The sequence below is a fragment of the Burkholderia sp. CpTa8-5 genome, from assembly GCF_017815045.1.
Classification (GTDB): Bacteria; Pseudomonadota; Gammaproteobacteria; order Burkholderiales; family Burkholderiaceae; genus Burkholderia; species Burkholderia sola.
The window spans coordinates 43,936-56,082 of the sequence record NZ_JAGIQD010000025.1 but is presented as its reverse complement, the minus strand read 5'-3'; the positions used below and the strand labels follow the sequence as shown (position 1 = coordinate 56,082).

The 12,147-nt window shown below is 69.1% G+C and carries 11 protein-coding genes and 1 riboswitch; of the genes, 8 read left to right on the top strand and 3 right to left on the bottom strand.

The features are described from left to right. Positions 1-41: 41 nt before the first annotated feature. From J8I35_RS27970 to J8I35_RS27950, 5 genes are all read left to right on the top strand, one after another. Positions 42-1,106: a LacI family DNA-binding transcriptional regulator gene (locus tag J8I35_RS27970; protein WP_050014623.1), complete on the top strand. Its 1,065-nt coding sequence runs from the start codon at positions 42-44 to the stop codon at positions 1,104-1,106. A 143-nt stretch (positions 1,107-1,249) separates the two neighbouring features. Next, entirely contained in the window at positions 1,250-2,305 is a 1,056-nt protein-coding gene (locus J8I35_RS27965; protein ID WP_209928023.1) for a xylose isomerase, read from the top strand. Continuing rightward, the gene (locus tag J8I35_RS27960) at positions 2,302-3,129 is read left to right on the top strand and encodes a TIM barrel protein (RefSeq protein ID WP_209928017.1); all 828 of its coding nucleotides are present in this window, start codon (positions 2,302-2,304) and stop codon (positions 3,127-3,129) included. Before J8I35_RS27965 ends, J8I35_RS27960 begins: the two co-directional genes overlap by 4 nt. 38 nt (positions 3,130-3,167) lie before the next feature. Next, a complete protein-coding gene (gene iolG, locus J8I35_RS27955; RefSeq protein WP_209928015.1) occupies positions 3,168-4,154 on the top strand; it encodes an inositol 2-dehydrogenase in 987 nt (328 codons plus the stop codon). A 188-nt stretch (positions 4,155-4,342) separates the two neighbouring features. Then, on the top strand, positions 4,343-5,029 hold the full coding sequence (locus J8I35_RS27950) for an HAD family hydrolase (protein WP_124638740.1): 687 nt from the start codon (positions 4,343-4,345) through the stop codon (positions 5,027-5,029). Positions 5,030-5,101: 72 nt separating this feature from the next. On the opposite strand, the gene ribB is transcribed toward J8I35_RS27950, so the two are convergent. The 3 genes from ribB to J8I35_RS27935 form a co-directional block, all read right to left on the bottom strand. Then, positions 5,102-5,812: a 3,4-dihydroxy-2-butanone-4-phosphate synthase gene (gene ribB / locus J8I35_RS27945; RefSeq protein ID WP_050014629.1), complete on the bottom strand. Its 711-nt coding sequence runs from the start codon at positions 5,810-5,812 to the stop codon at positions 5,102-5,104. Positions 5,813-5,930: 118 nt separating this feature from the next. Beyond that, positions 5,931-6,079: riboswitch (FMN riboswitch) on the bottom strand. A gap of 178 nt (positions 6,080-6,257) precedes the next feature. Beyond that, a complete protein-coding gene (locus J8I35_RS27940) occupies positions 6,258-6,944 on the bottom strand; it encodes an XRE family transcriptional regulator (RefSeq protein ID WP_050014630.1) in 687 nt (228 codons plus the stop codon). Positions 6,945-7,162: 218 nt separating this feature from the next. Continuing rightward, complete coding sequence (locus J8I35_RS27935) at positions 7,163-8,338, bottom strand: MFS transporter (RefSeq protein ID WP_209928013.1); 1,176 nt, start codon at positions 8,336-8,338, stop codon at positions 7,163-7,165. 147 nt (positions 8,339-8,485) lie between these two features. Between J8I35_RS27935 and J8I35_RS27930 the strand changes: the two genes are divergently transcribed. From J8I35_RS27930 to J8I35_RS27920, 3 genes are all read left to right on the top strand, one after another. Continuing rightward, positions 8,486-9,418: a LysR family transcriptional regulator gene (locus tag J8I35_RS27930; protein ID WP_209928011.1), complete on the top strand. Its 933-nt coding sequence runs from the start codon at positions 8,486-8,488 to the stop codon at positions 9,416-9,418. Positions 9,419-9,632: 214 nt separating this feature from the next. Then, the gene (miaB, locus tag J8I35_RS27925; RefSeq protein ID WP_209928010.1) at positions 9,633-11,006 is read left to right on the top strand and encodes a tRNA (N6-isopentenyl adenosine(37)-C2)-methylthiotransferase MiaB; all 1,374 of its coding nucleotides are present in this window, start codon (positions 9,633-9,635) and stop codon (positions 11,004-11,006) included. A 33-nt stretch (positions 11,007-11,039) separates the two neighbouring features. Further along, on the top strand, positions 11,040-12,086 hold the full coding sequence (locus J8I35_RS27920) for a PhoH family protein (protein ID WP_050014641.1): 1,047 nt from the start codon (positions 11,040-11,042) through the stop codon (positions 12,084-12,086). Positions 12,087-12,147 lie beyond the last annotated feature (61 nt).

The following is a 12,147-nucleotide window of genomic DNA, read 5'->3' as shown; positions in this document are numbered from 1 at the left end:
ACGCCACGCGGTCGATGGCGACCCTCACGATGGAGACGACCATGGCAGGTGAATCGGGGCCGCGCTGGCGCAAGCGCACCGCACGCTTCGACGAGATCGCGGCGCTCGCCGGCGTCAGCACGACGACCGTCGATCGCGTGCTGAACGAGCGCGGCAGCGTCTCCGCGCAGGCGCGCGAACGCGTGGTGGCGGCCGCTCGCCAGCTCGGCGTGCCGCGCCAGCTGCCCGACACGCGGCACGGGCTGATCCACGTCGACGTGCTGCTGCCCGACACCGACGCGCCGTTCTTCCGACGATTGCAGCAGGCGCTGCAGCGTTCGCTGCAGATGCTCGACCGGCGCGTGGTCGTGCACCGGACGATCCTGCCCGCCGCGGATGACGAGCGTGCCGCGACGCTGATCGAACGGCCCGCGTACCGGCGCGAGGCGCTGATCGTCACCGCGCACGACACGGCCCGCATGCGAGATGCGCTGGCCGGCGCGATCGCGCGTGGCGAGACCGTCGTCACGATGGTCACCGATATCGGCGGCATCGAACGCGCGCACTTCGCCGGCATCGACAACTACCGCGCGGGGCGCACGGCCGGCTACTACATCGGCCGCCTCGCGGCACGCCCCGGCCGCGTGCTGCTGCTCGGCGGGCGCATGGGCTACCGCGCGCACGCCGACCGGATGGCCGGCTGCCGCGATCAGCTCGCCGACGCGTTCGCCGCCGTGCGCTGCGACGACGCGCCGGTCGAGACGCTCGACCAGGACGACCGCTGCTATCGCGCGGTGACGAGGGCGCTGCAGGCGCACGACGACGTGGTCGCGATCTACAACAGTGGCGCCGGTTCGGCCGGCATCGAAGCGGCGCTGCGCAAGGCCGGCGCGCTCGGGCGCGTGGTGTGGATCGGCCACGAGATGATCGACCTGCACCGCACCTTCATCGAAGCCGGCGCGATGGATCTCGCGATCGACCAGGATCCGGACGGACAGGCGATTTCCGCGCTGCAGCACGTGCTGCATGCGTGCGGCATCGTCGAACAGTCGCCGCCGGACGACCCCGTCGAATTCCGCGTGTTCTGCCTGGCGAACGTGAGGACGAGCGCATACCTGCAGGCATGAATCGCGCCGTGCGACGCACCGTCTGCGCACGGCGAAAAAATCGACCGCGGCATTGGCGATTTTTCGTCAACGTTTGTCATGCGGCCCGCGCCGCGCATCCGTACATTGGACAGCCATCGACAGACGACAACGGACAGGAGACGATGGCTGAACCGATCCTCATCGGCGTGAACCTCGACGGCGTGCTCGAACACGACGGGCTGCCGCCGCCCACGCCCGCCGAGCGCTTCCGGAAGGTCGCCGCTGCCGGCGTGTTCGATTACATCGAAAAGAATCCGGCGCGCGGCGAGGACCTGTCGCCGTATTTCGCGCTGGTCGACCGCCACGCGCTGCCGATTCGCGTGATCGGCGGCATCTGGTGCGCGGGTCGCGACGAAGCGCATGTCGCGGAGATCGTCGCGGCGGGCGCACGCTTCGGCAGCACGGTGCTCAACGGCCAGCTGTTCGCGCATCACGCGGACGGCCATCGGCTGTCGGATCGCGAAGTCGCCGATTTCTACCTGCGCGCCTATGCATGGGGCGAGCCGGTCGGCTGCCTGCCGAGCCTCGAAGTGCACGTCGACATGTGGAGCGAGGATTTCGCGCGCGTGGCGCGCGTCGCGCGGCACGTCGAGCAGGCCGGCGCGCCGTTCCGGATCACGCTCGATCATTCGCATCTGCTGTTCAAGCTCGGCAACCGCGCCGAGCTCGACGCAGCGGGGCTGCGCGAACCGGTCGACGGCGGCCGCGCGATGCTCGACCCGGCGTCGCCCACCGCGATCTACGCGGACTGGATCGCGCGCGGCTGGGTCCGGCATGCGCATGCGCGCAGCGTGAGCCCGAACAACCCCGACAACCGCTGGATGCGCCGCGCGGATGGCAAGCCCGGCCGCGGCATCCAGTACCCGTTCGTCGCACCCGCGCCGGGCGCGTATCACGCCGAATGGCGCGTGGACGCGCTCGACACGTGGAAGGCCGCGCTGCGCCAGTTGCTGCAGGCGCAGATGCAGGTTCACGCTCACGTGCAGCCGGCACGGCTCGAACAGATCAGTTGCGAGTTCATCCCGTTTCCCGACTACGGCGGCGGCGCACGCTATTCGATCTTCGACAACAACGTCGCGTGTGCGCAATGGCTGCGCGATACGTGGCACACACTCGCCGCGCGAGACGGCACCGAATCCGAACCCTGCACCACTCACGCCTCAAGGACAGAACGATGAAGCACGCCCTCCACTTTTCGCTGAACCGGATGAGCGCGCCGCGCTTGCCGCTCGACCGCTACGTCGCGCTGTGCCGGCGCCTCGGCGTCGACACGATCGAGATCCGCAACGATCTCGACGGCGTCGAGCTCGCCGACGGCACGCCGGCCGCCGCCGTCCGCGCGATGGCCGAAGCCGGCGGCGTGACGATCCTGACGATCAACGCGCTGCAGCGCTTCGATCAATGGAACGCCGAGCGCGCGGACGAGGCGACCGTGCTGGCCGACTACGCGGCGCAATGCGGCGCGCGTGCGCTGGTGCTGTGCCCGACCAACAGCCGCGCCGACACGCGCGGCGCGGACGCCCGCCACGCGGATCTCGTGACGGCGCTGCAGGCGTTGAAGCCGATCCTCGACACCCGCGGCCTGCTCGGCTTCATCGAGCCGCTCGGCTTCGAGGAATGCGCGCTGCGCCGCAAGTCGGACGCGGTGAAGGGCATCTACGCGGCAGCGGGCGAGCCGGTGTTCCGGCTCGTGCACGACACGTTCCACCATCACCTCGCCGGCGAGGACATCGTCTTCCCGAACCTGACGGGCCTCGTGCACATCTCGGGCGTCGAGGAGGCCGAGCTGCCGGTCGACCGGATGCGCGACGGCCACCGCGTGCTGGTCGGCGGCGCGGACCGGCTCGGCAACATCCGGCAACTGCGCGAACTGCTCGCGCGCGGCTACAGCGGTGCGCTGTCGTTCGAGCCGTTCGCGAGCGAGATCGCCGAAGCCGACGACATCGAAGACCGGTTGCGGGCGAGCATCGACTACGTGCGCGGCGAACTGGCGGATCGCTGAGCGCATCGGCAAGACGACACAATCCACGGGAGAACGGAATGATCGAATTCGCTTTGTTCGGCGCGGGCCGCATCGGCAAGATCCACGCGGCGAATCTCGCGCGCCAGCCGGGCGCGAAACTGAAATACGTGATCGACCGGCACGCGCCGTCGGCGCAAGCGCTCGCCGGCACGCACGGCGCGCAAGTCGCCGACATCGAGCGCGCGCTCGGCGACGCGTCGGTAAAGGCGGTCGTGATCGCGTCGAGCACCGACACGCACGCGGACCTCATCGTCGCCGCCGCGAACGCCGGCAAGGCGGTGTTCTGCGAGAAGCCGGTCGACCTCACCGTCGAACGCGCGCGTGCGTGCGCGAATGTCGTGCGGCGCGCCGGCGTGACCTGCATGATCGGCTTCCAGCGCCGCTTCGACCCGACCTTCGCGGCGCTGAAGGCGCGCGTCGAGCGCGGCGAGATCGGCGCGCCGGAAATGCTGGTCGTCACGAGCCGCGATCCGGGCGCGCCGCCGGTCGACTACATTCGCAGCTCGGGTGGCATTTTCAAGGACATGCTGATCCACGACTTCGACGTGTTCCGCTGGATCCTCGGCGACGAAGCGCAGACGCTGCATGCGACCGGCAGCTGCCTGACCGATCCGGCCGTGCACGACGCGGGCGACATCGATTCGACCGCGGTGACGATCCGCACGCGGCGCGGGTTGCTGTGCCAGATCAACACGTCGCGGCGTGCGGCCTACGGCTACGACCAGCGCTTCGAGCTGCTCGGCAGCCACGGAATGCTGCAGGCCGGCAACGTGCGGCCGACCGAGGTGAGCGCATGGCTCGCGGGCGGCATCGCGACGGACGTGCCGGAGCCGTTCTTCCTCGAACGCTACCGGCATGCGTACGCGGCCGAGATCGCGCACTTCGTCGACGCGTTGCGCGACGGCGCGCCGGTCAGGACGACGATCGACGACGGACTCGCCGCGCTCGAACTGGCCGAAGCCGCGATGGCGTCGTGGAAAACGGGGCGCGTGATCGCGCTGTGACGCCGTGAACGGCGGCGACCCGCGCAAACGGGTTGCCGCTGCCGCATGGCCGGCGGCACTCCGGCACGACCGGCCGCAACGGCACGGCCGCATCGGGCAAATGTGCCGCCACGTCGCGCGGCCGGCGCGTGAAAGCACGTATGATGGCGAATCGATCGGCGTCGCCGATATTCCGCGTTTTCATCACCATGCTCGATCACCTCATCTGCGACTGCGACGGCGTGCTCGTCGACAGCGAAGTCATCGCCGACCGCGTGCTGCTCGACACGCTGTCCGCCACGTTCCCGAACCTCGATTTCGAAGCCGCCGCGAAGTCGGCATTCGGCCAGCAGACGTCGCGTTTCCTCACCGGCATCGAAGCCCGCTTCGGGGTCGAAATGCCCGCCAACTTCATCGAGACCATCGAGCACAACATCGAGGTCGCGCTCGCGCAATCGCTCGCGCCGATCAGCGGCGTGCGCGACGCGCTGCTGAAGGTCACGCTGCCGGCCGCCGTCGTGTCGAACAGCCGGCTCGTGCGCGTGCGCAGCTCGCTGAAGCGCGCGTCGCTCACCGAGATCTTCGGCGAGCGGGTATTCAGTTCCGAACAGGTCGCGCGGCCGAAGCCCTATCCCGACGTCTACCTGCACGCGGCGCAAACACTCGGCGTCGCGCCGGCGCGCTGCGTCGTCGTCGAGGACAGCATCTCGGGATTGAATGCCGCGCGGGCGGCCGGGATGAAGACGATCGCGTTCGTCGGCGCGAGCCACATCCCCGACAACTACGCGGACGCGCTGCGCGCGATGGGCATCACGCGGATCATGCGCAGGATGGACGAACTGCCGGCGCTCGTCGAAGCCGGCATGCGCGGCGAATTCGGCGACGTGCAGTCCTGATCGTCAGTCGGGCCGGATCGGGTCGATCCGGCCGCGCCACGTGCGCGCGAACGCGCCCGCCTTTCCTTCCACTCAGGCCGGCTCGCAGCAGCGTTCGCGCGCCGCCGCCAGCGCCTCGCGAAACGCGACGAGTTCCGCGATCGTCAGCATCGGCAGCCCGTGCCGTTGCGCGAAGCGCTCGACATCGTCGCCGCGCGTCATCGTACCGTCCGGATTCATCAGCTCGCACAGCACGCCGGCCGGCTTCAGGCCCGCGAGGATCGACAGGTCGACCGTGCCTTCGGTGTGACCGCGGCGCGCCAGCACGCCGCCCGGTTGCGCACGCAACGGAAACACGTGGCCGGGGCGCACGATGTCGTGCGGCTTCGCGCCGTCGGCGATCGCCGCGCGGATCGTCGTCACGCGATCGGCGGCCGACACGCCGGTATGCACGCCTTCGCGCGCCTCGATCGATACGGTGAACGCGGTGCCGTTGCGGCTTTCGTTGGTCTGCACCATCGGCGGCAGTTCGAGCGCGCGCACCGTGTCGTCGGTCAGGCACAGGCACACGATGCCGCTGCACTCGCGGATCAGCAGCGCCATCGTTTCGGGCGTGATGCGCTCGGCGGCGACGATCAGGTCGGCTTCGTTTTCGCGGTCGTGGTCGTCCTGCAGCACGACCGCGCGACCTGCGCGCATCGCGTCGAGCGCGGCGGCAATGCGCGGCGGCACCGGTTCGGCATCCAGCAACGGGAGATCGGCAAAGGCGTCGGCAGGCGCCGACGAAACGGACATCAAGGACATGTGAAACGCTCCTCGCAAATACGATTTGGGCGAAAAACGTTTCAGGGCATTGCAAACAGACAGAACGACAACCCGCTTCGCGTGCAGCGCGAAGCGGCCCTGACGGACATGACTATCTGCACATCTTCTCTCATCCGGACTGTGACCGTCGGCTCTGGCATTCGACCAGATCTGCTGACCCCGCGCGGATGCGCGGGCGCTCGCGGGCTCGCCGGCTTACGCCAGCCTACCGCCGGTGGGGAATTTCGCCCCGCCCTGAAGACGCACTGATTGCCGGACGGGAACACCCCGTCATCGGCGGGCCAAGCATACAACAGCCGCGCGCGACGCGCAGCGTAAAACCTTACTGACGACCCCGTCTAACGGCATCGTCCGAACGGCCGGCGGACGGAGCCACGATCCTGCGAAAAGCGCGGAGCGCAGCCGCGCCGCGCCGCCTGCGCGATCAGTTGACCGCCGCGTGCGCCGCGTCGGGCACGAGCCAGCGCGGCGGCACCTCCGGGCTCACCGTCACGCGGAACGCTCGCGCTTCGCTGTCGCCCGGGTTGCGCAGGCTGTACGGCTGGTCGGCATCGAACACGATCGCGTCGCCGGTCGCGAGCAACTGGCGGCGGTCGTGCACGCTGACTTCGAGCGTGCCCTCGCTGACGACGAGGTTGACCGTCGTGCCGGGCGCACGGCGGGCGCCGGGCTCCGTATGCAGCGGCGCGATCCGCAGCTCGTGGAATTCGGCCGCGGCCGGCTCGCCTTCCGGATACAGCGCACGTGCCGAGAAACGGCCGTTCGAGCTGACGACGCGCGACGCGCGCTCGGCCGCCAGATGCTCGAAACCGTTCACCGCATGGCGCCGCAGGAACGCGGCGACCGACACCTTCAGCGCCGCGGCGATCTTGCACAGCACCTTGATCGACGGCACGCTGCGCGCGGATTCGATCTGCGCGAGCATCGCGCGCGACACGCCGGACAGCCGCGCGAGCGCATCGAGCGACAGTTGCCGCTCGGCGCGCAAGCGCGCGAGGTTCACGCCGACGACCTGTTCGAGGGCGTCGAGCGACGCGGCGCCGCGTCCGTCGGCGGCATTGCCGGACTCGAAGGAAGACACGTCGCGCACGAGCGCCAGGGATGAAGACATAGCATGGCCTCCGGGCCGCTGCGCGGCCCTGCGTAGGGGTAAGCCGGAATCGGAATCGGGTTGCGCCGGTCGTTGGCGCGTATCGAGACGCTATCACCCGGCCTGGTACGGGCAAACGAAGTTATCTTCACACCGTTATCAGCATCGCGGAGGAATGCGTTTCTCGCGAACCTTTTCCTGCCGCTATGGCGTCGCCGCTCGGCGCGCCGTGGCGACGCTCACTGTGCCGCGGGCGCCGCGCCGCGCGCCGGCCCGTGCGCATCGAGCCGCATCGCGAGCCACGTGACGACCAGCGCCGCGAACGTCACCGCGACCGCGACCCACGGCAGCGCATCGAGCGCGAAGCCGTGTTCCAGCGCGACGCCGCCGAGCCACGCCCCGCCCGCATTGCCGACGTTGAACGCGCCGATGTTCAGCGTCGACGCGAGATGCGGCGCGCTCGCGGCCTTCTCGACCACGCGCGCCTGCAGCGGCGGCACCGTCGCGAACGCGGCGATCCCCCAGACGAATACGGTGACGGCCGCCGCGACCGGCAGGTGGCTCGTCTTCGCGAACACGGCCATCACGGCCATCAGCGCGACGAGGATCGCGATCAGCGACGGCATCAGCGCGCGGTCGGCGAGCTTGCCGCCGATCATGTTGCCGATCGTCAGCCCCGCGCCGAACAGCACGAGGATCAGCGCGACCGCGCGCGGCGAGTAGCCCGACACGGTCTCGAGAATCGGCGCGATGTACGTGAACACGACGAACACGCCGCCGAAGCCGAGCACGGTCATCAGCAGCGCGAGCCACACCTGCGGCTCCTTCAGCACGCGCACTTCGTGGCCGAGGCCGACCGGCCCGCTGTCGTGGCGGTTCGGCACCAGCGCGGCCACACCGCCGAGCGCCAGCACGCCGAGCGCGGCGACGATCCAGAACGATGCACGCCAGCCGAGCACCTGGCCGACGAACGTGCCGAACGGCACGCCGAGCACGTTCGACAGCGTGAGCCCGGTGAACATCAGCGCGATCGCGCTCGCGCGCTTGTCGGCCGGCACGAGCGACGCGGCGACCACCGCGCCGATGCCGAAGAACGACCCGTGCGCGAACGACGTGACGACGCGCGCGACCATCAGCATCGCGTAGCCGGACGCGGTCGCGCACAGCACGTTGCCGACGATGAAGATCGCCATCAGCAGTTGCAGCGCGGCCTTGCGCGGCATGCGGCTCGTCAGCACCGCGAGCAGCGGCGCGCCGACCGCGACGCCGAGCGCGTAGCCGGTGACGAGCAGGCCGGCCGACGGCAGCGACACGGCGAGGTCGTGCGCGACTTCGGGCAAGAGGCCCATGATGATGAATTCGGTGGTGCCGATGGCGAAGGCGCTGATCGCGAGCGCCAGGAGCGGAATGGGCATGACGTTCTCCGGAAGACGGCGGCTGCGGCGCCCGGTCGGTGCCGCACCGCACAAGAAAGCGGGATGTGCGCGCATTGTCCCGAAGACGCCTATATTTGATAATTGGCGTGGCATTTGAACCATTTTCAAATATTTCTGGAAAATCGCATGGACCGACTAGGCGACATCCGGCTGTTCGTCGAGGCTGCCGAACTCGGCAGCCTGTCCGCCGCCGGGCGCAAGCTGAACCTCACGCCAGCCGCCGCGAGCGCGCGGCTCGCGAAGCTCGAGGCAAAGATCGCGACGCGCCTGTTCGAACGCTCGACACGGCAATTGCGGCTCACCGACGAAGGCAAGCTGTACCTGAACTGCTGCCGCCAGGCGCTGCAGGCGCTCGACGACGCGGACGCGATGCTGCAGGAAGGCCGCAACGTCGTGAGCGGCAAGGTGCGGCTGTCGTCGACGTCCGATTTCGGCCGCCACCAGTTGCTCGACTGGCTCCACGAATTCACGACGCTGCATCCGGGCGTCACGTTCTCGCTGACGGCGTCCGATTCGTCGTCGAACCTGTGGCAGGACGAGATCGACCTCGCGATCCGCTTCGCCGCGCCGCCCGACGGCGCGCTGATCGCCCGCCGGCTCGCGACCAACCGGCGCGTGCTGTGCGCGGCGCCGTCGTTCGTCGAACGCCATGGCGTGCCGGCCGATCCGCACGATCTGGCCCGCTTTCCGTGCAACGTGATCACGATCGCGTCCGGCCCGATGAACACCTGGCACTTCACGCGCGGCGACGAAGTGCAGGTTCACACGGTGCCGGTGTCGACCGCATTCGAGACCAACGATGGCGGCCTCACCCGCGAATGGACACTGCGCGGCCACGGCATCGCGCTGAAGTCGCTGTGGGACATCGCCGACGACGTCCGCGCGGGCCGGCTGCGCGTGCTGCTGCCCGACTGGCGGCACCAGGACGCGCCGCTGCACGCGATCTATCACAGCAAGCGCTACATGGCGCCGCGCGTGCGCGTGCTGCTCGATTTTCTCGCCGAGCGCTTCGCGCGCGAGCAAGCCGCGCTCGACGACCTGCTGAACGCGTGCCGCTGACGGCCGCCGCGCCACCACTCCGGGGTCGGAACGTGAAAACCGGCGTCGCGCGCCCGCAACCGGCCGCCCGTCCGTCGTGGCATGAAAAGCTATAATGGAAGGCTTTCCCGACGGCCTTTCCTGTCCGATGCGCGCCATTCGCGTGCCGCGCACGGCCGTCCCGATTCACCCTTGACGACGCCCCCAGGTCAACCACTGCGAACGGCGAATCCCCATGACCAAGAAAGTTTACGTAAAGACCTTCGGCTGCCAGATGAACGAGTACGACTCGGACAAGATGGTGGACGTGCTCAATGCGGCCGAAGGCCTCGAAAAGACCGACACGCCGGAAGACGCGGACATCATCCTGTTCAACACCTGCTCGGTGCGCGAAAAGGCGCAGGAAAAGGTGTTTTCCGATCTCGGCCGCGTGCGCGAGCTGAAGGAAGCGAAGCCGGGCCTCTTGATCGGCGTCGGCGGCTGCGTCGCGAGCCAGGAAGGCGCGTCGATCGTGTCGCGCGCGCCGTACGTCGACCTCGTGTTCGGCCCGCAAACGCTGCACCGCCTGCCGCAGATGATCGACGCGCGCCGCGCGAGCGGCCGCGCGCAGGTCGACATCACGTTCCCCGAAATCGAGAAGTTCGATCACTTGCCGCCCGCGCGCGTCGAGGGACCGAGCGCGTTCGTGTCGATCATGGAAGGCTGCTCGAAATACTGCAGCTACTGCGTGGTGCCGTACACGCGCGGCGATGAAGTGTCGCGCCCGCTCGACGACGTGCTGACCGAAGTGGCCGGCCTCGCCGACCAGGGCGTGCGCGAAGTCACGCTGCTCGGCCAGAACGTGAATGCTTATCGTGGCGCACTGACCGCCGGCTCGTCCGACATCGCCGATTTCGCGACGCTGATCGAATACGTCGCCGACATCCCCGGCATCGAGCGGATCCGCTACACGACGTCGCACCCGAAGGAATTCACGCAGCGCCTGATCGACACGTACGCGAAGGTGCCGAAGCTCGTGAGCCACCTGCACCTGCCGGTGCAGCACGGCTCCGACCGCATCCTGATGGCGATGAAGCGCGGCTATACGGTGCTCGAATACAAGTCGGTGATCCGCAAGCTGCGCGCGATCCGCCCGGACCTGTCGCTGTCGACCGACATGATCGTCGGCTTCCCCGGCGAGACCGAGGACGATTTCGACAAGATGATGGCGCTCGTGCACGAGATGCGCTACGACACGAGCTTCTCGTTCATCTACAGCCCGCGCCCCGGCACGCCGGCCGCGAACCTCGCCGACGACACGCCGCGCGAAGTGAAGCTCAAACGCCTGCAACGTCTGCAGGCGACGATCGAGGAGAACGTCGCGCGCATCAGCCAGTCGATGGTCGGGAAGGTCGAGCGGATCCTCGTCGAGGGCCCGTCGCGCAAGGACCCGAACGAGCTCGCGGGCCGCACCGAGAACAACCGTGTGGTGAATTTCCCGGCGCCGCTCGCGTCGCACCCGCGCCTGATCGGCCAGATGATCGACGTGAAGATCAACCATGCGTACCCGCACTCGCTGCGCGGCGAGCTCGTGCTCGTCAGCGACGACGCGAGCGCGGCCACCCACTGACCGACCGACGCCCGACAGGAGCCCGACGCTACTTTGAAGACCGTCCAAGCACTGGAATTCACCGCCCCGCGCGACGACAACGCGCGCCTCGCCAACCTCTGCGGCCCGCTCGACGAGAACCTGCGGCAGATCGAACAGGCGCTCGACGTCACGCTCGCGCGGCGCGGCCACCGGATCACGATCCGCGGGCGCGGCGCCAAGCTCGCGCTCGCCGCGCTCGAAAACTTCTACAACCGCGCGCGCGATCCGCTGTCGGTCGACGACATCCAGCTTGCGCTGGTCGAAGTGCGCCACACGGCCGGCAACGGCCGCCAGGACACGCTCGACGTGCGCTTTCGCGGCGACCCCGATCATCCGTTCGACGAGCCCGTCGCGCAGCTCGACGCCAGCGAACCGGAGGAAGAGCCGGGGCCGAAGCTCTACACGCGGCGCGCCGACCTGCGCGGCCGCACGCCCGCGCAGCGCGAATACCTGAAGCAGATCCTGCAGCACGACGTGACGTTCGGCATCGGGCCGGCCGGCACCGGCAAGACCTACCTCGCGGTCGCGTGCGCGGTCGACGCGCTCGAGCGCGACCAGGTCAAGCGGATCGTGCTGACGCGCCCGGCCGTCGAGGCCGGCGAGCGGCTCGGCTTCCTGCCGGGCGATCTCGCGCAGAAGGTCGACCCGTACCTGCGGCCGCTGTACGACGCGCTGTACGACCTGCTCGGCTTCGACAAGACGGCCAAGATGTTCGAGCGCCAGATGATCGAGATCGCGCCGCTCGCGTACATGCGCGGCCGCACGCTGAACCACGCGTTCATCATCCTCGACGAGGCGCAGAACACCACGCCCGAGCAGATGAAGATGTTCCTCACGCGGATCGGCTTCGGCTCGAAGGCGGTCGTGACCGGCGACACGAGCCAGGTCGACCTGCCGCGCGGCCACAAGAGCGGCCTCGTCGAGGCGCAGCAAGTGCTCGGCGGCGTGCGCGGCATCGCGCTTACGCGCTTCACGAGCGCGGACGTCGTGCGCCATCCGCTCGTCGCACGCATCGTCGAGGCGTACGACGAGTTCCACGCGCAGCACCAGGACGGCTGAGCGGCGGCGCCCGAGCGCTGCCCGGCCCGGCCCGCCAGACGGCGCGCCGGGCTTTCTTTTG